Here is a 21,266-nt window from a genome sequence, read left to right on the forward strand (position 1 = left end):
CCTTAAAAATAATGGTTTTATCAATGGCGCCCCAAATTATCGGTCACACCACCGGTCAAAATCCGGGGTCCCGGAAAATATAGATGGTCCCGTCACTGAAGTCCATCCTCTTCTGCAGGGTCTTCTTCGACTGGATATACTCCATATCGAGCAGGTCGGTATTCTCCGCATCGTTGAACCAGACGACGATAAAATATTTCGAACGCAGCATATAGTCGATATCGTCCGGAATATCCTTGTGCGGTATCATATCCGAACTCACACCCGCCAGCAGCCACATCCCCTCGAAGGCATTCGAGTACACCGTCCCCGGATACTTGAACAGGTCCTTATGCTCCCGCACATACGCCATCGTCTGCGAATTTCTCCACTGCGTCTCCGTATACCCCGGGATCCCCGCATAGTGAATGCCCTCCCAGTTCTCCCGGTAGGTATCGATCTCCCCCACAGAAAACAGACAGACGCAATCCCCACCGCCACGATCACCGGCCACTTGCTCCGCATCAGCGACCTCGGAGGAAGCCCCCACCGCGGCTTCTCCTTCAACACTTCCGGTATCCAGACCGTACTCCCCCACAGCCAGGGAAGGAATAATGGCGACAACAGCCGGCTGTCCAGCCGCTGAAACCGCGAAACCGTCGCCGTAAACAATATAAACCCCGCATACACCACGAAATAGGCGATCGCGATCGTATCATAGGAAAAAAATCCTTGCGCCGGACCAGCCGGTAAACGAATAGCCCCGTAATCAGAAGGAGAAAAACGACGGCTACCAAAGACGCGGCATCATAACGCCCGTTGAAAAAGGAAGCCAGTCGCAAAAGACGGCCCCGAAATCATGCAGGTTATCACTAAAAGCCGTAAGACCCTTTTCCCGGTACCCCGTCAGCGTATGCGTGACCCGCATATTACGGTAAAGGTTCAGCGCCAGCAGCGTCACGGAGACAAGACCGAACACCAGGATATGCACGATTTTTTTGACACCCCACCGCAGTCCCCGGTCACAAAGCATCAGCAGCCCGCCCAGCCCGATGATGCTGACCCCCGCATAGCGCGTCACACAGGACAACGCCGCGATAAGACCCATCGCCAGCAGCCAGCGGACAGAATGGGTAAGGAAATACCGGTAGGCGACGATCATGAACAACACCGACAACAAGATGAACAGGGTCTCGCTCCAGATCATCGAATAGATCTCCAGCAGACAGGGACTCAATACGATAAACAACAACACCGTCCATTTGTACCAGCGGGAATACGCGGAGAACCGGTTCATCATCCACCCGCAAAGCCAGATGACCAGGCCGAACAGCAGCCCGTCCAGCACCGGACCGAAGACAAGCGCAGGCTTACCCGTTAGAAAGACGATCCCGCTGAGAAAGATAGGGTAGAAGACCGGGAAATCCATCACCGGCATATTGCTGAAATCGTTGATCGCACCGTGGTCATGGATATTCTGGGCCGTACTGATATAGACGACGGAGTCGGAGAGACGCCGATACCACCATAGCTGCACAGCGCCTGGATGATGATAAACCCGATCAGACCCGCCAGCAGCGCGTCCCAGTTTCCGGATACAAATAAAGACCTATAATTGCGCTGGACCATCATAATTGTAAAAGTATCTACGTAATTTCAATTTACCGACAACTAATAACAGCAACTGACATGAGGTTTTTACGCCTGCCTTTGTTCACGATCGCTTTTTTGGCTCTATCGACAGGTTTGTTTGCCCAGCAATTCGGTGGCAATCCCCCTCCCTCAAATGGAAACAGCTCAACACCGACACCGCTCGTATCATCTTCCCCGTTGGCCTCGACAGCGCCGCCCAGCAGGTGGCCGCCATCGTCCATACCCTCAGCCGGACAACCCTGCCCACCGTCGGCGCCACCCAGCACAAGATCAACATCGTCCTCCAGAACCAGACCACCATCGCCAACGGCTACGTCGGCCTCGCCCCCTTCCGCAGCGAATTCCTGCTGACCCCCGAACAGAACAGCTTCGAGCTCGGCAGCCTGCCCTGGACAAAAATGCTCGCCATCCACGAATACCGCCACGTACAGCAATATAACAACTTCAGGGTCGGCCTCTCCGGCGCCTTCTACTACCTCTTCGGCGAAGGCGGCCAGGCATTCGCCAACGGCCTCTCCGTACCCAACTGGTTCTGGGAAGGCGACGCCGTCTACCAGGAAACGCTCGTCAGCGACCAGGGACGCGGACGCCTGCCCTGGTTCTTTAACAGCTACCGCAGCCTCCGGGCCGGCGACAGACACTATTCCTGGATGAAGCTCCGCAACGGCTCGCTGCGCGACTACGTCCCCGACCACTACCCCCTGGGCTATATGCTCGTGGCCTACGGACGCGAACGCTACGGCGACGACTTCTGGCGCCGCGTCGGCCACGACGCCGCTGCCTTCCACGGCCTCTTCTATCCCCTCCAAAGCGCCATACGCCGCTATTCCGGCGTCCCCTTCGACCAGTTCCGCCGCGACGCCCTCGCCTGGTTCGGCGTATCACCGGCCCTCAAAGACGCATCCCACAAAACCACAAACCACCCGTCCCAGACCTTCCAGTCCGAAGCCGACGCCTTCGCCCGCACCCACCGCCAGCTTCGTCGCCAACGAAGAATTCCCCCGATCCATCGGCGCCGATAGCATCCTCTACATGCGCAGCAGCTACCGCCAGATACCCGCCTTCGTCGTTCGCGACCTACATAACAAGAATGTTACCAAAATAAAGACCCGCTCGATCTCCCTGGACAATTATTTCTCCTTCAACCACGGCCAGATCGTATACTCCGCCTACGAGACAGATCCCCGCTGGGGCTGGCGCGACTACAGCGTCATCCGGCTCCTCGACCCCGCCACCGGAGAAGACCGCAGACTCACCCGCCACAGCCGCTATTTTGCCCCCGATATCTCGCCCGACGGCCAGCGCATCGTCGCCGTTCAGGAAGCCGCCGACGGCTCCTGCGCCCTCCACCTGCTCGACCCATCCACGGGCAGCCTGTTGAGCCAAATACCCAACCGGGATAGCCTTTTCTACACCTACCCCAAATTCTATACGGAGAATACCATCGTAACGGCGGTCCGCAACCGCCGGGGTCAGATGTCGCTCGCCGCCGTTTCCATCGCCGACGGCCAGCCCCGCTACCTGCTGCCCTTCTCCTGGCAGACGATCGCCTTCCCCTCGATCAGCGCCGATACCATCTATTTCACCGCCTCCCGCGACGGCCAGGACCGCCCCTACGCCCTCGCCGCTGGCCGCCTGTTCCGCGTCACCCTTCCCCACGGCGACCCGCTGACCGGTCAGTACCAACTCCACGCGCCTCCCAACGGACCAATCACCTGGAATACCTTTACCGCCGCCGGATTCCACCTCGACACCGCCGCCCGCAACGAAACAACGCTCCAGGAGATCCCCGTCAGCGACTGGCGCCACGACCTGCCCCTCCAAAATATCGACTCGTTAAGCCACGGCCCCGCCGGCCTCCTCAACCACATCGCCACCGCCAACTATCCCGCCACCCGCTATCCCCTCGGCTCTCACCTGATCAACTTCCACAGCTGGCGACCCTATATCAACGACCCCGACTACAGCTTTTCCCTCGGTCAGCGATAATATCCTCAATACGCTTGAGACTCAGCTGTTCGTGGCCTATAACCGAAATGAAAATTTCAAACAGGTAGGCGCAACCGCTACGTATGCCGGATGGTTTCCCGTCCTCGACGCCGGATGGGACTATACGTTCGACCGGAATGCATTTTATGGAACCAACAAGGTCTTTTGGAACGAGAACGAATTCCGCGCCGGCGCCTCGGTGCCCCTCAGCTGGACCTCGGGAACCAGCTACACTAGCCTGCAACTCGGCTCGGATATCGTTCGTAATCAGCGCTATTATACCGGTCTGTACAAGGATTCCTTTAACACCCGCGCCTTCGCCTATATCAACCCCTACATCAGCCTCGTCCACCAATCCCAACAGGCGCAGCAGCAGATCTATCCCCGATGGGCCCAGGTGCTCAGCCTGTCCTACGACCGGGCAGTGACCAGCTTCCAGGCCAACCAGTTCCTCGCCTCCGGCTTTCTCTACCTCCCCGGCTTCGACTATACGCACAGCATCCTCCTGACCGGCGCCTTCCAGCAGCGCGACAGCCTGCGGAATGCCCGTTTCTCCAACGGATTCCCCTTCTCCCGGGGATACTCAGCCGAAAACTTTTACCAGATGTTTAAATGGTCCGCCAACTATCAGCTGCCGCTGATCCATCCCGACTGGGGATTCGGGAATATCGTCTACTTCCTGAGGCTGCGGGCCAACCTCTTCTATGACTACACCCACGCAAAGGACTTCTATACCAACCGCAACACCTATACCGCCGAGTTCCGGTCATACGGCTCCGAACTATACTTCGACACAAAATGGTGGAACGAACTCTCCATCTCCTTCGGCATCCGCTACAGCCACCTCCTCGACCGCGACTTCGAGGGCCGCGGCCCCAACCAGTGGGAGCTGATCCTGCCGCTCAATCTGCTGTCGCAGGGCTATAGCGGACACGCCGTCAGACCGGTCGACTAAGGAGCCGGCCGCGAACCGGCAACACCCATCAGGCCAGCGTCGCCAGCGTATCCTGGATCGTCCTGATCTTGATCTCCGCGTCCTCCTTCTTCTTCTTCTCCAGATCGACGACCTCGCTCTTGGCATTCTGCACGAACCGCTCGTTGCTCAGCTTCTTGTTGACCGATTCGAGGAACGCCTGCAGCCGCGCCAGCTCCTTCTCGAGGTCATCCTTCTGAAGACCCGCATCCAGCTGCTGCTCGGTGACGATATAGTATTTATCTTTTCCGCAGACGACTGTCAGCGACCCCGCCACCGCCTCCGACACAAAATCGATAGCTTCCGCATTCACCTGACGCGACAATATCGCCTGCAGCCTGCGATAGACGCCCACCGAATCGGACTGTATGAACAGCTTGATCGGCTCCTTCGGCTTCAGCTGCGCCTTGTTCCGCGCGTCGCGCAGCGCCGTAATGGCTTCCGTCAGTAGTTTTCCATCTTCCAGAGGCGCGACTTCAACCGCGCCAACCGAAGGCAACTGCAAAACGCACAGGTCTTCTCCTTCCGTCCGCTCGCCCAGCAAATGATAGATCTCTTCGGTGACAAAAGGCATATAGGGATGCAGCAGCTGCATCAGCCGCTCGAAGTATCCAACGGTAGAAGCATAAACCGCGGCATCGATGGGCTGCTCGAAACCCGGCTTTATCCACTCGAGATACCAGCCGCAGAAATCGTCCCAGATCAGCGAATACAAGGTCTTCAACGCCTCGCTCAGCCTGAATTCCCTGAAAGCCTGCTCGATGGCGTGACGCGCCTCGTTCAGCCGGTTATCCATCCACTCCACCGCAAACACCTCCTCCGCGATGCCCTTGGCCTGACGCCCTTCCCATCCCTTCACCAGCTTCATCGCATTCCACAGCTTGTTGTTGAAATTCCGTCCCTGCTCGAGCGCAGCCTCGTCAAACAGCAGGTCGTTACCAGCCGGCGACGCGATCATGATCCCAAACCTTACCGCATCGGCGCCGTACTTGTCGATCAACTCCAGCAGATCGGGCGAATTGCCCAGACTCTTGCTCATCTTGCGCCCCTGCTTGTCCCTCACCATACCCGTAAAATAGACGTCACGGAACGGTATCCGCTCCGCCATCTCCAGCGTGTCGGGGAAAAAGTACAGACCGGCCATGATCATCCTGGCCACCCAGAAGAAAATAATATCCTGACCCGTGACCAGTACGCTGGTAGGGTAGTAGTATTGGATGTCCGGATTGCCGGGATTCGTAACGCCCTTAAATACTTCTATCGGCCACAGCCACGAAGAGAACCAGGTATCCAGCACGTCCTCATCCTGCTTCAGCTGGTCGGGAGCAAAATCCACCGGCCCGCCCTTCAACGCCACAAATTGCTCATAAGCCTCGTCCCTCGTCGCCGCCACCTGGAAACTGCCGTCCGGCGCATACCAGGCCGGGATCTGCTGCCCCCACCACAACTGCCGCGAGATACACCAATCCTTCACGTTCTCCAGCCAATATTTATAGGTAGCAAGGAACTTATCACCGGGATGGATATGAATATGCCCTTCCGTCACGGCCTTCAGCGCCGGCTCCGCCAGCTCCTTCATCTTCACGAACCACTGCGTCGAGATCCGGGGTTCCACAACGGCATTGGTCCGCTGCGAAAAGCCCAGACGGGTCAGGTGCTCCTCTTCCTTCGTCAATAATCCCTCGGCGCGAAGCTGCTCGACTACCTTCCGACGGGCTACATATCTGTCTTCGCCCACAAACACCTCCGCCGCCGCGCTCAGCGTCCCATCCGCATTCAGCGTATCGATAATCGGCAGGCCATGCTTCAGCCCCAGATTGTAGTCATTGATATCGTGCGCCGGCGTCACCTTCAGCGCCCCCGTGCCAAACGCGGGATCGACATACTCGTCGAAGATTATCGGGACCGGCCTCTTCACCAGCGGCACCAGCGCAAAAGCGCCCTTTAGACCCGCATAACGCTCGTCGGAAGGATTCACACAGATCGCCGTATCCCCCATGATAGTCTCCGGCCGCTGCGTGGCGATCGTAATACTCTTCCCGGTCGCTTTACCGGCCGCATCCACAATAGGGTAGGCGACATAATACAGCTTCCCCTGCTCGTCCCTGTATTCCACTTCCTCGTCGCTCAGCGCCGTCCTGGCCTGCGGATCCCAATGGATCATACGCGCGCCGCGATAGATCAGACCCTTCCCGAAAAGGTCCATGAATATCTTAATGACGGAGTCATAGTAATCTTTATCCATCGTGAACGATACCCGGTCCCAGTCGACGCTGCAGCCCAGCTTTCGGATCTGGCTGTAGATGATCCCGCCGTACTTGTCCTTCCACTCATAGGCGTATTCCATGAACTCGGGACGCGTTAGCTGGTTCTTGTCGATACCCCTTTCCTTCAGCATACCCACGACCTTGGCCTCCGTGGCGATACTGGCGTGGTCGCTGCCGGGTACCCAGCAGGCGTTAAAACCACTCATGCGCGCCTTACGCACCAGGATGTCCTCGGACGGTCTCATTCAGGGTATGACCCATATGAAGCACCCCCGTGACATTGGGAGGGGGATGACAACGGTAAATGCCGGACGACCGTCCGGCTTACTGCGGAAATAGCCTTTTTTCTGCCAGTGTTCGTTCCATTTCTCTTCCGTAGTCGCCGGTATATAGTTCTTACTCAGTTCCATCGTGTTATTTTGGGTTGGCAAAATTACGATTTTTCGGGAGCAATCCGGTCGTGAACCATACCAATTCCCGCGGGAACTCTGCGGTTACCCCCAAAAAAATTCTCCCCGAAGGGAGAATTCCTATATTGAGATGAGTTTAACGCGTATATATCTATACTTTCTGCGTCAGCCTATGCAAACCAATATAGGTAGCTCAGGAACATGACGAGACCGATAAAGCCAACGGCTAATAATACAGTTTTCGCTGTTTCTCCGAGGTGGAAAAGTTGATGTCTTTTTCATAACAAGAGAAAATTTTAGGGTGAAACCAAATTAATTAAAACTGGAGTTTCAAAGGGAATCGGAGATCAGAATAACTAACGGTTTCTCAACGATTTGGCGTAGTAAATTGCCAGTCTAAAGGTCTGAAATTCGTTGCTTTAAGGAGAACAAGCAGTACAAAAATACCATTTTAATCAATATATCCAAATCAATTTCAATATTTAGAGATACCACGGTCTTGCCTACCGAAAATCAAAATAATATTCAGTACTGCTTTTATACCCCCTAAGACATGGTGAAAATATAAGCAAACGCCATGATGGCGCAGAAATACAAAAAGGCCACAACGAAAGAAAGAATTTTGTTCTCACGGGTCCGCAATGAGTGCATTTGTTCCATGGAGATTGGATTTAAGGGTTAATAAATTCCCAGGCTTACGCCTGAGGCGGTTCATAAAATGGTAGGGTGCGGACCGTTGATTCTTTATACCTTTATCAACGCAAAAAAGAGATGTACGCGATAGTCGACATAGAAACTACCGGAGGATACGCAGCTAGTAACGCCATAACAGAAGTTGCTATTGTGTTACACGATGGGAATAGGGAGCTCAAACGCTATGAGACCCTCGTCCGCCCCGGCATGAGCATCCCCCGCTACGTCCAGTCACTCACCGGCATATCCGACGAAATGGTCTCCGGAGCACCCTCCTTCGAACAGATCGCCGGCCAGGTCTACGAATGGCTGAAAGACGCCGTCTTCATCGCGCACAACGTCAACTTCGACTACTCCTTCCTCAAACACCAGCTCAAAGACTGCGGCTACGAACTCGACTGCAAAAAGCTCTGCACGGTCAGGCTTAGCCGAAAAACCTTCCCCGGCGCCCCCAGCTACAGCCTCGGCAATATTTGTAAATACCTCGGCATCACCATCCCCAACCGCCACCGCGCCGGAGGCGACGCCGACGCCACCGTCCGGCTCTTCGAACAGATCCTCAAAGCCGGCGGCCTCGAACATATCCGCACCATGCTTAAAGGCAACAGCCGCGAACAATACCTGCCCGTCAACCTCCCCGCCGGACAACTCGACCAACTCCCCATGGTGCCCGGCGTCTACTACTTCCACGACCAGAAAGGCAAGGTCATCTACGTCGGAAAAGCAAAAAACCTCCGCCACCGCGTCACCAGCCATTTCTCCAACAACAAGCCAGGCCGCCAAAAACAGGAGTTCTTAAGAAATATCTACTCCATCAGCCACGAGACCACAGGTACCGAACTCATGGCCTTCCTCCTCGAATGCATCGAGATCAAACGCCTCTGGCCCGCGTACAACCGCAGCCTCAAAAGGTTCGAGCCCAGCTATGGCCTCTACATCTACGAAGACCGCAACGGCTACTCCCGCCTCATCGTCGAGAAAAGAAAACGCCAGCTCCAGCCCATCTACACCTTCTCCTTACTCCTCGAAGGACAGACCCTGCTCCGCCGCCTGGTGAAGGAATACCGCCTCTGCCCCAAACTCTGCTTCATCCAGCGCGACAACGACACCTGCATCGGCCTGACCGCCGGAGACTGCGACGGCGCCTGCGAACACAAAGAGTCGCCCCAACACTATAACGACAGGGTAGAAGCCGCCGTTAGCGCCCTCATCAAAAGCCTCCCCAGCTTTACCCTCCTCGACGACGGCCGCCACCCCGAAGAAAAAGCATCATCCTCGTCGAACAGGGACGGATGTATGGCATGGGCTACCTGCCCGCCGACGCCGCCATCCGCGACGCCGACGAACTAAAAGGCTACCTCACCCAATACCCCGAGAACGACTATATGCGCGGACTCATCTACCAGTACGCCGAACGCTGGCCCCGCAAACGCATCTCCTGGCCATAAAAAAACCGGCCCGACTTTCGTCAGACCGGCGTGTGCTTAGGGGTTATAACGATGTTCTATTTCTTTCTCCCGCCGCCAAAGAAGAAACCTGCCTTGATGCCGAGATAGCTATTTTTGATGTCTACATTACCAAGAGAATTGCCGTTGAAATCCTGTACCGGCACCGTAGTCTTGCTGATCAGATTGTATTCCACACCAAGACGGAAATGACCGAATTCGAAACCGGCGCGAACCATGCCGCCGAACTTGGACGAACTGGACGCGATCTCCGACGTGCCGCCCTGATTGTTGGCGCCGGCCGAGACCGCAGCCAGCGTAAATATACCCGCGCCCGCGCCCACAAAAGGACGGAAAGGCGTATTCATAAAATAATAATCGCCCGTTGCAAGATAAGAGCCGCTCGCCTTTATATCACCCGAAGCAGAAGAACCATCGGGAGCAACAGCGGCACGCGCCGTAATGGCCGCCTCCATACGAAGACCCACAGCCAGCTGATCAAGCACCGCATACTTCGGCTCTACGGCAATCAGAACGCCGCCCTTCGAGCCGCTGCCCGCGGGCATCGCATAACCGAACGCTACGTCGACTTTGAAAGGTTTGAAAATGCCGGTCTGGGCATGAATGGAAGAAATACCGAGAAGAAACACAATCCCTACGATTAAGAGTTTTTTCATGTTACATTGGGTTTTATGTCCGCAAGTATAGACGTTAAAGCCCATAAATCAAATAGCACTCAACAAATTATCAACCGCTAATTTATTGTGAGATCGACAATAATTTTTTGGGGATGGTCAAATGACGTCGCGGGTTACACGCTGACGCAACGGGTTACTCGCCACTCAGCTGATCGACAAGACCGATGAACTCCGTCCTCGGTATCATGCGCGCACCAAGGCTTTCAAGATGCTCCGTATAGACCTGACAGTCGATGAGCCGCACTCCTTCGCTGTGCAAACGCCGAACGTATTGTATGAACGCAAACTTGGAAGCATTACTCTCCTTACTGAACATACTCTCTCCAAAGAACGCGCGCCCCATCCTGATGCCATACAGTCCTCCCACCAGCTGCCCGTCCTTCCAGGCCTCCGCACTGTGCGCATACCCCGATAAATGGAGACGGATATACGCAGCGCGAACTTCGTCCGTGATCCACGTGCTCTCCTGACCACGCCGCGCCATCGTCTTGCAGTTCGTGATGACCTCGCCGAACGCCGTGTCGGCACGGAACTCGAAGACGTTCTTTCGGACCAGCTGCTTCATGCTCTTGCTCTCCTTCAGCTCATCCGGGAATAGTACAAACCTTGGATCGGGACTCCACCAAAGAATATGCTTGCCCTCATACCACGGAAAAATACCCTGGCGATACGCCAGCAGCAGTCGCTCGACAGAAAGGTCCCCGCCGACAGCCAGCAGGCCATCCGGCTCCGCCCGATCCACCGGAGGAAATACGAGCTCGTTGTTTAAGACAAATAAAGGCATGAAGGATTTGAAGACGTCTCGGGAGTTCTAAGATTCGGAAAGGACCTCGATGGTGGCGCCGATGCCGCGCTCGGTAATGGCATCACACTGCGGCTTCAGGTCGTCGTACGATCCGCGCTTGACGGCATACTTGCCCTTGGTATGGATGATCATCGCGCACTGCTCCGCCTGCTCCTGCGAATGGCCGCAGACTTCTATCAGGGTCTCGATCACCCACTCGAACGTGTTGACCTCATCGTTCCACACGATCAGGCTGTAAGGAGCCTCATAGGCCGTCATCACATCCACATCTTCCAGCTCAACCGTCCTCGGATTATTCAATAACTCGGGCATTTATTCCAGTCTTTTTACAAAGGTAATCTTTTCGGGAAGCCCTACAAGACAAGGGCGCCCCCCTTTCGGAAAGAGCGCCCTTAAAGACTGGTCACCATGGATTTACATATGTGATAATTAGTTGGATTTCTTTTTCTTGAACAGCCCGTCGATCAGGCTTTTCCCCGCCGACTGCAGCTGCTTCTTCGCGCTCGTATCCACCCCGCCCGTCGCCGCCACTCCCGAGTCCTTCCCCCCGGTCAGCCGCTTACGCAACTCCTCAGCCGCATTCTTTGCCACCTGCTGACCCACCGCCCTGGCGGTATCCCGCAACTGGCTCTTTACACTATCGACCTTCGCCTTCACCAGATCGGTCGCCTGCTGCTTAAGACCCGCAGCCGCGCCCGCAAGTGCCCCCCTGATATCCACCCTGATCACCGGCTTCGTCGCCGTCCCGCCGATCCCCACCGGCAGGTCGATCTTATCCTTCATATTGACGTTCAGACCATGTCCGGCCGCCTGCGACGCCACACTGTTCATCAGGTTATTCGCGTCACCACCCAGCATCGCCCTGGGCACCTTCATCGCAATCGAATAGTCCAGCGTCTGGTCAAACCCGTGGGTCCCCCCACCTCCATATCGATATCTTTCAGCTTCACCGGAAAAGGATCCACGATCACCCGGCCATTCCGGAATGTATAACTGGTCTTGATATCCTTCAAATTGATGTCCTTCAGCTCGTCCAGATGCAGCGTAGACGCCAGTACATCCGTCGGCGCAAAACCCTTCAGCGCCCCGTTCGCCAGCAGCAGCTTCCCACCCCCGGTAAGTGAATTCATATCCGGTTTCATATCCGCACCCAGCCTGCCCTTCATCGTCAGCTGCGAACTGAACTTCCCCGCGATATATTTCGCCGCCGGCATCAGCGACTGCATGCTGACAAAGGCGCCATAGGTCTTTTGCACGTCCAGCTGCTGCACGTCGTAGGAAAAGGCGATATCCGGATGCTGGACACCATTCTTCGTCGAATAAGACCCGCTGATCGCAAGCGTCCCGTCCAGCCCCTGGCCTTTACATTCTGCAGGGTCACAGTCTCGTCCGCAATGACGACGCTGCCGGTCACCTGCTCCAGCAGCAGACGATCGTACAACACCCGGTCGACCGCTGCACTCAGCACAAAATTGATATTGGCCGGCACAGCAAACGCCGTCGTCGCCCTGGCCGCCGTATCCGCCTTAACCGTCGCGCCACTATCCGCCTTCGTCGCGGAAGACAAACCCATCAGCTCGTTCAGATTCACCTCGTCCGCCTGCACCGCCAGCTCACCATCCAGCGGCTTGTGCTTCAAAAGATAGACCGGCAGATTATTCAGCACACCATGCGCGCTGAAATGCGTCTTCCCATACACCCCCTTCAGCTCGCTGAGGGTAATATTCTTCGGATTGAAACTCATCTGAAGCCGCTCCAGACTGATACCCGAAGGATACGACGCCGAAGCATAAACGAAATCCGCCAGCCCCAGCGAACCCGCCGCGTCGAACAGCCCGATCCTTTGATTCTGCATCGCCGAAAGACTGCCCTTCATATTCATATCCGCATTCAGCAGCCCCGCAAGCCGGGTCCCCGCATCCAGCTTGACAAAGCGCGAGACCTTACCCAGATCCAGCTGGCCCTTCGCCGCCATATCAAGCCACGGATCGCTCACCGGCGTCTTCAGCAGCAGCCGGAAGTCCAGCGGCGCATCACCCAGTTCGATATGCCCCTTGCTGATATCGACAACGGTATGGTCCGGTACTCCGTCGGGGTTGTCGGCCAGCAACGACAAATTGATATTCTTCACCGGCAACGGCAGATCGGGATACTGAAACATACCATTGCTCACCCCAAGCGCTACATGATAGGCCGGAATATGTTTGCTGTCATAACGCCCGCGAACAAAGCCGTCCAGACTCGCCTGCCCGCTGGTCTTCACCCCGGCGAAATTCTTGCTGTACATAGAGGGGACCATCGACAAAATATGCTTAAAATCCAGCGAAGGACCCTTAAACGAAATATCCATATCGTAGGTGCTGTCATTGACCAGCTGAAACCAGCCCTCGGTATGCAGATTCAGGTCGTTCAGCGCCAGATCATCGGTTTTAAAACTATATTTTGCAATCTTGTTGTCCACCTGAAAATCCACCGACATCCTCGTCCTCACCTTCACCAGATAGGGGATCAACCCATAGCTGAAACTCAGCGACTCCACCGTAGTATTGGTATTCAGCACAAAGGCGTCGGAAGAAAAATCCCCTCCGCCCGAGTGATTGATACCCGTGATCTCCGTACTGATCTTGCTGCTGTCGTCCCTGTATTCCAGATAGCCATTCGTGATGGAGTACTTCTGCAGCGCCATGGCAAAGGAGGAACCCTTCGCCCCCTGCTCCGGAGCCACGGCCGCCGTATCAGGCTTCATGATCATCCAGTTGACATGCCCGTTGGGATGGATCAGGGCATGGATCCTCGGCTGGTCGATGGCGATGGAATGTATCCGCAGCTGCTTGCCGCCGATAGCGCTCCAAAAGTCGACGGCCACATCGATCCGGTGGGCCGCGACCAGCGTATCCCTCGAAAATTCTTCCGTGCCGACGACCCGCAGATCGTCCATCGCCACGGAAAGACGCGGAAAATGCCGGAACAGCGACAGGTCCACGTCCGAAAAATCGACTCTGGCGACAAGCCGCTGGTTGATCTGGTCTTTGATGATGGAGGTGATCTTTCCCTTGAACAGGAAGGGTAGGGCGATGGCAACGACGAGCAGTGCCACCAGGATCAGCCCTGAGATTTTCAGAACTTTTTTCATTGTGCTTTTTATAGGTTAATTAGGAAATGTGAAAATAGGCAAAAAATCTTTGGTTACCTTTACGGCTTATTTATTGACTATGACCCCCGAAAGAGAACAAAGGATCACCTCCGTACTGGACAAAAGACAGGACAATCTGATCATCGTACTGGAAAACGTCTTCGATCCTCACAACATATCGGCCGTCATGCGTACCTGTGATGCCGTCGGCGTCCAGGACGTCTACGTTCTTAACACCCGGATCCCCAGACACAAGAAATGGGGCGCCAAAAGCAGCAGCAGCGCCGCCGGCTGGCTCACCGTTCACCAGTACTCCGACGCAAAAGAATGTTTCAGCCACCTCCGTTCCCGCGTAGACCATATCTTTACCACACACCTCAGCACCGACGCGGTATCGCTCTATGACATGGACCTCACCGGCAGAGTAGCCCTCGTCTTCGGCAACGAACACTCCGGCGTCAGCGAAGAGATCCCGGCAATGGCCGACGCCAATTTTATCATCCCGCAGGTGGGTATCATCCGGTCGCTCAATATTTCCGTCGCCTGCGCCGTTACCCTGTACGAAGCATTCCGGCAAAAAACGCCGCGGGACAATATGCACAACGCGGCCTGCCCGAGCCACGCTACAGCGAACTATTAAAGGAATGGAGTAGGGGACAACTATAAACGAAAAAACCATGCAGAAAAGCTTTCTGATCCTTACCATCGCCCTCCTGACAGGCGCGACATCCTTCGGACAACAAACCATCGGAAAAATAAAGATCACCGAACTCGAAAGCTATATCGCCAACAGCGACCACCCGCTGATCATCAACTTCTGGGCGACCTTCTGCGTCCCCTGTAACCACGAGATCCCCTATTTTCAGACGGGCGTGAATAAATTCAAAGACCAGAAGGTGGAGCTGATCCTCGTCAGCCTCGACCTCCCCACATACTACCCCGAAAAAATTGCCGAATTCGCGAAGAAAACCGACTACACCGCCCGCATCCTCTGGCTGAACGAGACCGACGCCGACTATTTCTGCCCAAAGGTCGACCAACGCTGGTCCGGCGGCATCCCCTCCTCACTGTTCATCAACAACGCGACCCACTACCGGCGCTTCTTCGACCGCCGAGCTGACCGAACCCCAGGTCGACCTGGAAATAAAAAAGATGCTCAACCCCTCGTGATCGCGAACCCCCGTCGTGATCACGACCCTCCTCGTGATCACGCCGCTCAACTCCTCGATATCGAGCAGCCCACCGACCTCGTCTCCTTTACCGTCACTTCCTTGCCAGCGACCATCTCGTCGATGGCGCTCTGGAGATGACGCCTCCGCACACTGCCCGCATCTCCCGGACTGTCGTCGATAGCGCCGTGATAGACCAGCTTGCCATCCTTGTCGAACAGATAGCACTCCGGCGTCCTGCTCGCGCCAAAGGCGTCGGCCAGCACGCTGTTATTGTCCATCGCATAATACATCTGGTAGTTCTGGGCCTTTGCATAGGACTGCATGGCCGCATAGGAATTGCCGTTCTCCCGGTCACCTTCATTCGCATTCAGCAGGATCACGCCGATCTTCCGGTCGGCAGCATACGCGCACACATCCTTCGTCCTGGACTGGTTCATGATCACATAGGGACAGGTATTGCAGCTGAACATCACCAGCAGCCCGCCGGCCTTTTTCACCTGCTGCAGGGTGAGGTCTTTTCCCGAAACGTCCTTTACGGAAACCGCAGGCTTCGGTATGGGCGAGCCGATCGGAAGCACGCCGTCACGGCTCGCAGAGCCGACCAGAAAGGAGCCCGCAAGGGCGGCGAATAGTAGGAGCTTCATAACTACAAGGTTTTACCCTATAAAGTTACCTCTTTTTTCCCCGGCCATCACCTTGAGGTGGTGGATGCTCACATTCAGCTCATAACCAATTAACAGCACCAGCGAATTGAAGTAGACCAGCAGCATCAGGATCATCACGGTGCCGATGGAACCGTAAACTTTGTTGTAGTTGCCAAATCGGTTGACCCAAAAGGAAAAGGCCGCCGTGAACAGAATAGTCAGCAGCGTCGCAAGAAAAGTGCCGGGAGAGAACAACGTCCACCGCTTTTGAACCGCCGGCCCGTATTTGTAGATGCACGCGATCGCAAAATAAAACAGCGGAATAATGACGATCCACCGCAGGGTACGAAAAAGAAAACGCGCCGTCTGGTCACCTCTTGAGATTCGCAGCCACTTGAAAAGGCTTCGCAGCAGGTCGGCCTGCGTTACGAGCATGATCACCGAGGCGATCACCATCACCAGCACCAGCGTGGTTAGCTTGATAGCCATCCACCGGGCCTGAAAGGTATTGCGCCTGGTCGTATAGATCAGCGATTTGTTGAACGACCGCATGATACCCATCATCGCATTGGAGGAGTAGAAGAGGGCCAAAACGAAACCAAACGACAGCAGACCCGCCCTCGGTTTGTCGAGAAAATCCGTCAGGAACTGGCTCACCAGCAAATACGTATTTTGATTAGGGGTAAGATCCCTGGTCAGCAACAACAACTGCCGTTCGATCTGCCTGGATACCGGCATATAGGGGACAAGCGTACAAATAAAGATAGTAGCCGCCGGAATCGCCGTTAGAAAACTAAAGGCGATCGATCGGGCCCGGTCATTCAGTCCGACTTTCTTCACCTGGCTGTTGAAGAACCTGATCACCTCGAACAAAGGAACACCCTGGAATCCCGGCAGGATGATCCGTTTGCTCCTGTTCTCCAGGAATCGGAAAGGGGCGCTTTGGTAGATCTTTCTTTCGAGTTTGAGCATAATCCGTCACTTCTTCTTGATACTGTCGGCGGCTGCTTTTTGGCCATCTCCTTGTCCAGGGCATCCCGGTAGGCCTTCGCATATTCCATATGCTCCTTATAAGTAGCCGCAAAATTGGAATAGCCGGAGAAGTCGGGCTTGGCCACAAAGAACATATAGTCTGTTTTGGGCGAATTCAGGACCGCCTCCAGCGTGGAAGCCGAGGGGTACAGATCGGGCCCGGCGGCAGCCCTTCGTGAAGATAAGTATTATAGGGCGACTCCGTTTTCAGATACTTGTCGTAGATCCTTTTCAGCTCGAAGTCCCGCATCGCGAATTTGACGGTCGGATCCGCGGCGAGTTTCACCTTCTTCGCCATCCGGTTCAGATACACGCTGGCGATCCTGCCCTTGTCCGACTGCGCATTCGTTTCTTCCTCCACGATAGAGGCAAGTATCGTCGCCGTCACCGGCGTCAGACCCCTTTCTTCGGCCCTTGCGACCCGCTCCGGCGTCCACCAGGCCTTATAGGCCGTATACATCTTCTTCAGGATCCCCGAAGGCGGGGTATTCCAGAAATAGGTATAGGTATTGGGCAGGACGATGGCCATGAAATTATTCGAGTCTACACCGAATTGCTTCAGCGAATCGTTGTTGTGCAGAAAGGCCGCAAGCGCATCGGAATCGCTTTCCATCTTCTTTCCCACAGCCCCCGCAAATCCTTCCGGGGTCCGGAACTTGGTGATCACGATCTTCACCGGCGTCTGTTTGCCGTTGTGCAGCATCCGGACGATATTGATCAGACTCGTATTCTTTTTGATCTCGTATTTTCCCGCCTTTACAGCGGAAGGATAGCCCATTCGTCCCGCTACCCAGTTGAAGACAGCCGGGCTCTTCACCACCGTGTCCTTCTTCAGCAGGTCCAGCAGCTCTTCATAGTTCATGCCGGTATGGATATACAGACTATAGCTGTCTTCGCTGAATCCCGTGCCCGGGCCAAAGACGCGCCAGCCGATAAAGGACAAGGCCACGACGAGGACAATGATCACTACTGATATGATTCGCTTCATAGGAAACATAGTTGGCAAAAAAGGGCCATCTCAATAATAAAATTAAAAGAGATGGCCATATTATCTGATCACCGGCTATGGCCGGTGGTATAGGCTATTTACCAGGCGCAGGCGCGGGGGTAGAAGGTGCTTGCTGCGTAGGCGCGGTGACCTTTTCGATACCTTGCTGCGTACGACCCGAAGACGTATGGGTAAAGACCGAGGAGAACAGGCAGAGCAAAGCAACTACAGCCGCCAGCACCCAGGTTCCTTTCTCGAGCACGTCCGTTGTCTGCTTGACGCCCATCAGCTGATTGCTGAAACCGCCGACATTACCAGCCAGTCCGCCCCCTTTGGGGTTTTGAACCAGAACGATCAGACCGAGTATCCCACATGCCAGAATCAGCAAAATCACAAAGAAGATCATGTTAATGAGAGTTTAATTGTTCTATTTTGGCTGCAAAATAAGCCTTTTTATCAGGATCCAGCAAACTTAATTTCTCGTAAAGCGCCTTCGCCCGCTCCGGCATCCCTTGTTTTGCAAGGACTTCCGCCATCGTTTCCGTCACCACCTCCTTGCCGACCACGGAATGCGCCGCGATGGTCTGTATCGTCTGTTCCGCCACCTGGTCCGGCAACACCTCCCTTTCCTTCTGCGGGAGCTTGCGCATGGTCTTCAGCCACTCCGTAAAGCTCTTCAGCTGCTTGCCGAGCTGGTCGCTGGGATTTTCCTCCAGATGCAGCTTGATACCCTGCGAGGCAAAATAGTCGATCGTATGGTAAGGTTCGAAGATATAACCCTGCTCCGTCGGCTTCGCCTCGGCCTCCGCCTCCGCCGTTTGAGCGGGCTCCGTTGCCCGCAGTTCCGCCACAGGTTCCCCCGCAGCCACCGAACCTTCCCCCGCAGCCACCGGCCCTTCCGCGGCAGCATCCTCTTCCAGTACGAACGCCGTCTCTTCATCCTTGATGGGTTCTTCGACAGGCTGACGCACCACACCAAAATCCTCATGTATTTTATCAATCGACTCCCTCAATCCTCTGGCCTCCTCGATGCTCTGCAACAGCAGCTCCGCAGCCGTGGGCTCCGGCTCCGCCGCCAGCTTTTCCGCCAGTGCCACCATAGAATCGGGCTGCTCCGCGCCATCGGCCGCCGCGGCGGTCTCGGCAATGGACACCAGGCTGGCCCGTTCCGGCTCATGCTCATGCCCCTGCATCAGCGCCTCTTCCACGGCCACATCCATCGTATCCTTAACCGGCTCAACCACCGGCTCCTCAACCACCGGCTCCTCAACTACAGGCTCCTCAACCACAGGCTCCGCCACCGGCGCCTCCACCACCCGCGCCACCTGCGTCTCCAAGACCTTTCCGGCCGCCGGTTCCTCCGGATTATCCAACAGCCACTGCAGCCAGAACGGATTGGTGAAATACAGATTCGTCCGCTGCGTCTCCTCTATATAATTATCAGCGCCCTCCGCCAACAACTTACGCGACAGGAGATAGTGCCCGATGCCAAATGAAGGATATTCCGCTACAAAACTCTCCAGGCGTTGCCGGGAGACGTCTTCCAGGCTGGACACCTGGAAAAGATGCTGGATGATAGGCTGCATGGATGGGTTCATTAGACTTACTTCTACCAGTTGGAGAATAACTTATTAAAGATTTCGTCTGTCAGGTTGGTGACCACGGTCGCGATCTGCCCGGTCTCGAACTCCTGGATGGTCTGCGACGCGGGAAAGTCGAAATTGCGCGTCACATCCGCCTCAAAATCTGCCGGCGCCACCTTTCTCCCCGTCGGATCCAGATGATTCTTGAAAATAATATGCACGGTCACGCTCAGCCGGTTGCTCGACGCCTGCTGGTTCGAGATACCGGAAGTACTGTAGTTGTAGTCCGACACATACCCGCTGACGTCATAGTCGGCGTCCGAGGTCTGTATCTGCGTCAGCTTGGAAGCCTGGCTGGTCACTTTCTGGCGAAATTTGTCGTTCAGCTGCGGCGCCAGCTGCGGATTCACCAGTCGGGCCCTGTTCTCGAGATAGGCGATATGGATACTCTTTACCTCGGCAGGGATCGAAACATCCTTGAAAGAATAGATCTTACAGGACGAGAGGCCGAGGGTCAAAGCTGCCAGTAAACAAGTGATCCTATTCATTAATGTCGTATTCTTTTAATTTTCGATATAAGGTCCTTTCGCTGATGCCCAGGTCCGAAGCCGCATCCTTACGTTTACCCTTATGCTTTTTCAGCGCCTTCACGATCAGCTCTTTTTCCTTGTCCATGATGTTCAGCGACTCCTCCACTTCTTCGTGATGATGTATATCGTCATGCCCGTTGTTATTATTGTGTATCACCATGGGCTGCGCCGTCGTGATCGCCGGCGCCTGGAAGATCTCGGCCGGCTTCAGCTCCTTCAGCTCGTTCAGAAAGGCCGCGTGCTGCGTCGAAGCCATCGCCGGATTCTGAATGATCTCGAGGAACATCTTCTTCAGCTCCGTGACGTCCTTCTTCATATCAAAGAAAAGCTTATAGAGTATTTCCCGCTCGTTGGAGAACTCAGGACTGTTGATCGTATTCACCGTATTACCGGGGACGACCATCGGCAGCCGGTTGCCCGAGGTCTCGGGGATAAAACGTCGCAGCGTCGTTGCCGTGATCTGTTTGTCCTCCGACAGAACGGAAATTTGTTCTGCAATATTTTTCAATTCCCTGACATTACCCGGCCAGGGATAATTTATTAACAGATTTTTCGCCTCTTCATCCAGTTGGACGGGAGCCGTCTTGTACCGCTCGGCGAAATCCACCGCAAATTTCCGGAACAACAGGGGAATATCCTCCTTCCGGTCGCGCAGCGAAGGCACCCGGATGGGAACGGTGCTCAGTCGATAATAAAGATCCTCCCTGAACTTCCCCTTCTCCGTCAGCTCGAGCAGGTCCTTATTGGTGGCCGCGATCACCCGCACGTCCGTCTTCTGCACCTTCGAAGAACCTACCCGGATGAACTCACCCGCCTCCAGCACCCGCAGCAGCCCGGCCTGCGTGCCCAGCGGCAGCTCGCCAATCTCGTCCAAAAAGATCGTGCCGCCATTGACCGTTTCGAAATAGCCCTTGCGCGAGTCGACAGCGCCCGTGAACGAACCCTTCTCGTGCCCGAACAACTCGGAATCGATGGTGCCCTCGGGAATGGCCCCGCAGTTGACCGCGATAAATGAATTATGCTTACGCGCCGACAACGCGTGAATGATCATCGAAAATGCTTCCTTACCAACGCCGCTTTCACCATTGATCAGTACCGTCAGGTCCGTACCCGCCACCTGGACAGCCACCTGCAGCGCAAAGTTCAATGCCGGAGAATTACCGATAATGCCAAAGCGGTTCTTAATTGATTGAATTTCCATAAAACCTCCCT

General features: G+C 55.3%; 22 protein-coding genes and 2 pseudogenes. 7 read left to right on the forward strand and 17 right to left on the reverse strand.

What is annotated here, in order from left to right:
- Positions 1 to 55: 55 nt before the first annotated feature.
- Together ACQ86N_RS16970 and ACQ86N_RS16975 are read right to left on the reverse strand one after the other, a co-directional pair.
- Positions 56 to 577 (reverse strand): hypothetical protein, encoded by a 522-nt coding sequence (locus ACQ86N_RS16970; RefSeq protein WP_431216175.1) that lies wholly within the window; start codon positions 575 to 577, stop codon positions 56 to 58.
- Between the two features lie 192 nt (positions 578 to 769).
- Entirely contained in the window at positions 770 to 1,516 is a 747-nt protein-coding gene (locus tag ACQ86N_RS16975; RefSeq protein WP_431216176.1) for a hypothetical protein, read from the reverse strand.
- Positions 1,517 to 1,835: 319 nt separating this feature from the next.
- On the opposite strand from ACQ86N_RS16975, the gene ACQ86N_RS16980 reads away from it, so the two are divergent.
- From ACQ86N_RS16980 to ACQ86N_RS16990, 3 genes are read left to right on the forward strand one after another with little or no spacing between them, the layout of a single operon-like run.
- Positions 1,836 to 2,654 carry a hypothetical protein gene (locus ACQ86N_RS16980; RefSeq protein WP_431216177.1) on the forward strand — a complete coding sequence of 273 codons (819 nt, stop codon included), beginning with the start codon at positions 1,836 to 1,838 and terminating at the stop codon, positions 2,652 to 2,654.
- A gap of 10 nt (positions 2,655 to 2,664) precedes the next feature.
- Complete coding sequence (locus tag ACQ86N_RS16985) at positions 2,665 to 3,621, forward strand: TolB family protein (RefSeq protein WP_431216178.1); 957 nt, start codon at positions 2,665 to 2,667, stop codon at positions 3,619 to 3,621.
- Positions 3,622 to 3,652: 31 nt separating this feature from the next.
- On the forward strand, positions 3,653 to 4,576 hold the full coding sequence (locus ACQ86N_RS16990; RefSeq protein WP_431216179.1) for a hypothetical protein: 924 nt from the start codon (positions 3,653 to 3,655) through the stop codon (positions 4,574 to 4,576).
- Between the two features lie 28 nt (positions 4,577 to 4,604).
- On the opposite strand, the gene ACQ86N_RS16995 is transcribed toward ACQ86N_RS16990, so the two are convergent.
- Positions 4,605 to 7,106: a valine--tRNA ligase gene (locus ACQ86N_RS16995; RefSeq protein ID WP_431216180.1), complete on the reverse strand. Its 2,502-nt coding sequence runs from the start codon at positions 7,104 to 7,106 to the stop codon at positions 4,605 to 4,607.
- Entirely contained in the window at positions 7,107 to 7,292 is a 186-nt protein-coding gene (locus ACQ86N_RS17000) for a hypothetical protein (protein WP_431216181.1), read from the reverse strand. It lies immediately after the preceding gene.
- A gap of 750 nt (positions 7,293 to 8,042) precedes the next feature.
- Here ACQ86N_RS17000 and ACQ86N_RS17005 point away from each other — a divergent pair.
- Complete coding sequence (locus tag ACQ86N_RS17005; protein ID WP_431216182.1) at positions 8,043 to 9,314, forward strand: exonuclease domain-containing protein; 1,272 nt, start codon at positions 8,043 to 8,045, stop codon at positions 9,312 to 9,314.
- Positions 9,266 to 9,412 carry a hypothetical protein gene (locus tag ACQ86N_RS17010; protein ID WP_431216183.1) on the forward strand — a complete coding sequence of 49 codons (147 nt, stop codon included), beginning with the start codon at positions 9,266 to 9,268 and terminating at the stop codon, positions 9,410 to 9,412. Before ACQ86N_RS17005 ends, ACQ86N_RS17010 begins: the two co-directional genes overlap by 49 nt.
- Before the next feature lie 56 nt (positions 9,413 to 9,468).
- Here the strand turns inward: ACQ86N_RS17010 and ACQ86N_RS17015 are convergent, their stop codons facing one another.
- From ACQ86N_RS17015 to ACQ86N_RS17040, 6 genes and pseudogenes are all read right to left on the reverse strand, one after another.
- The gene (locus tag ACQ86N_RS17015) at positions 9,469 to 10,086 is read right to left on the reverse strand and encodes a hypothetical protein (protein WP_431216184.1); all 618 of its coding nucleotides are present in this window, start codon (positions 10,084 to 10,086) and stop codon (positions 9,469 to 9,471) included.
- A 154-nt stretch (positions 10,087 to 10,240) separates the two neighbouring features.
- Positions 10,241 to 10,891, reverse strand: a complete 651-nt coding sequence (aat, locus tag ACQ86N_RS17020; protein WP_431216185.1) for a leucyl/phenylalanyl-tRNA--protein transferase — start codon at positions 10,889 to 10,891, stop codon at positions 10,241 to 10,243.
- A gap of 27 nt (positions 10,892 to 10,918) precedes the next feature.
- Complete coding sequence (locus ACQ86N_RS17025) at positions 10,919 to 11,224, reverse strand: ATP-dependent Clp protease adaptor ClpS (protein WP_431216186.1); 306 nt, start codon at positions 11,222 to 11,224, stop codon at positions 10,919 to 10,921.
- Positions 11,225 to 11,341: 117 nt separating this feature from the next.
- Positions 11,342 to 11,788: a hypothetical protein gene (locus ACQ86N_RS17030; protein WP_431216187.1), complete on the reverse strand. Its 447-nt coding sequence runs from the start codon at positions 11,786 to 11,788 to the stop codon at positions 11,342 to 11,344.
- The gene (locus ACQ86N_RS17035; RefSeq protein ID WP_431217448.1) at positions 11,785 to 12,264 is read right to left on the reverse strand and encodes an AsmA-like C-terminal region-containing protein; all 480 of its coding nucleotides are present in this window, start codon (positions 12,262 to 12,264) and stop codon (positions 11,785 to 11,787) included. Before ACQ86N_RS17035 ends, ACQ86N_RS17030 begins: the two co-directional genes overlap by 4 nt.
- A gap of 1,283 nt (positions 12,265 to 13,547) precedes the next feature.
- Positions 13,548 to 14,045: pseudogene (locus tag ACQ86N_RS17040) on the reverse strand (AsmA family protein); the annotation flags it as partial.
- Positions 14,046 to 14,124: 79 nt separating this feature from the next.
- Here ACQ86N_RS17040 and ACQ86N_RS17045 point away from each other — a divergent pair.
- Both ACQ86N_RS17045 and ACQ86N_RS17050 read left to right on the forward strand, forming a co-directional pair.
- Positions 14,125 to 14,685 carry a TrmH family RNA methyltransferase gene (locus tag ACQ86N_RS17045; RefSeq protein WP_431216188.1) on the forward strand — a complete coding sequence of 187 codons (561 nt, stop codon included), beginning with the start codon at positions 14,125 to 14,127 and terminating at the stop codon, positions 14,683 to 14,685.
- A 37-nt stretch (positions 14,686 to 14,722) separates the two neighbouring features.
- A complete protein-coding gene (locus ACQ86N_RS17050; protein ID WP_431216189.1) occupies positions 14,723 to 15,355 on the forward strand; it encodes a redoxin domain-containing protein in 633 nt (210 codons plus the stop codon).
- On the opposite strand, the gene ACQ86N_RS17055 is transcribed toward ACQ86N_RS17050, so the two are convergent.
- The 7 genes and pseudogenes from ACQ86N_RS17055 to ACQ86N_RS17085 all read right to left on the reverse strand — a co-directional run bounded on the left by ACQ86N_RS17055 (position 15,262) and on the right by ACQ86N_RS17085 (position 21,255).
- Positions 15,262 to 15,861 carry a redoxin domain-containing protein gene (locus tag ACQ86N_RS17055; protein WP_431216190.1) on the reverse strand — a complete coding sequence of 200 codons (600 nt, stop codon included), beginning with the start codon at positions 15,859 to 15,861 and terminating at the stop codon, positions 15,262 to 15,264. The genes ACQ86N_RS17050 and ACQ86N_RS17055 overlap by 94 nt on opposite strands.
- A 12-nt stretch (positions 15,862 to 15,873) precedes the next feature.
- Positions 15,874 to 16,833 (reverse strand): YihY/virulence factor BrkB family protein, encoded by a 960-nt coding sequence (locus ACQ86N_RS17060; RefSeq protein ID WP_431216191.1) that lies wholly within the window; start codon positions 16,831 to 16,833, stop codon positions 15,874 to 15,876.
- Positions 16,722 to 17,890: pseudogene (gene mltG, locus ACQ86N_RS17065) on the reverse strand (endolytic transglycosylase MltG). The gene ACQ86N_RS17060 and the pseudogene mltG overlap by 112 nt, the downstream one beginning before the upstream one ends.
- A gap of 85 nt (positions 17,891 to 17,975) precedes the next feature.
- The gene (gene secG, locus ACQ86N_RS17070) at positions 17,976 to 18,287 is read right to left on the reverse strand and encodes a preprotein translocase subunit SecG (protein ID WP_431216192.1); all 312 of its coding nucleotides are present in this window, start codon (positions 18,285 to 18,287) and stop codon (positions 17,976 to 17,978) included.
- A 1-nt stretch (position 18,288) separates the two neighbouring features.
- Complete coding sequence (locus ACQ86N_RS17075) at positions 18,289 to 19,467, reverse strand: hypothetical protein (RefSeq protein ID WP_431216193.1); 1,179 nt, start codon at positions 19,465 to 19,467, stop codon at positions 18,289 to 18,291.
- A gap of 23 nt (positions 19,468 to 19,490) precedes the next feature.
- Positions 19,491 to 20,012 carry an LPS assembly lipoprotein LptE gene (lptE, locus tag ACQ86N_RS17080; protein WP_431216194.1) on the reverse strand — a complete coding sequence of 174 codons (522 nt, stop codon included), beginning with the start codon at positions 20,010 to 20,012 and terminating at the stop codon, positions 19,491 to 19,493.
- On the reverse strand, positions 20,005 to 21,255 hold the full coding sequence (locus ACQ86N_RS17085) for a sigma-54 interaction domain-containing protein (RefSeq protein ID WP_431216195.1): 1,251 nt from the start codon (positions 21,253 to 21,255) through the stop codon (positions 20,005 to 20,007). Before ACQ86N_RS17085 ends, lptE begins: the two co-directional genes overlap by 8 nt.
- Positions 21,256 to 21,266 lie beyond the last annotated feature (11 nt).

Source organism: Puia sp. P3 (assembly GCF_050632245.1).
In the GTDB taxonomy this organism is placed as follows: Bacteria; Bacteroidota; Bacteroidia; order Chitinophagales; family Chitinophagaceae; genus Puia.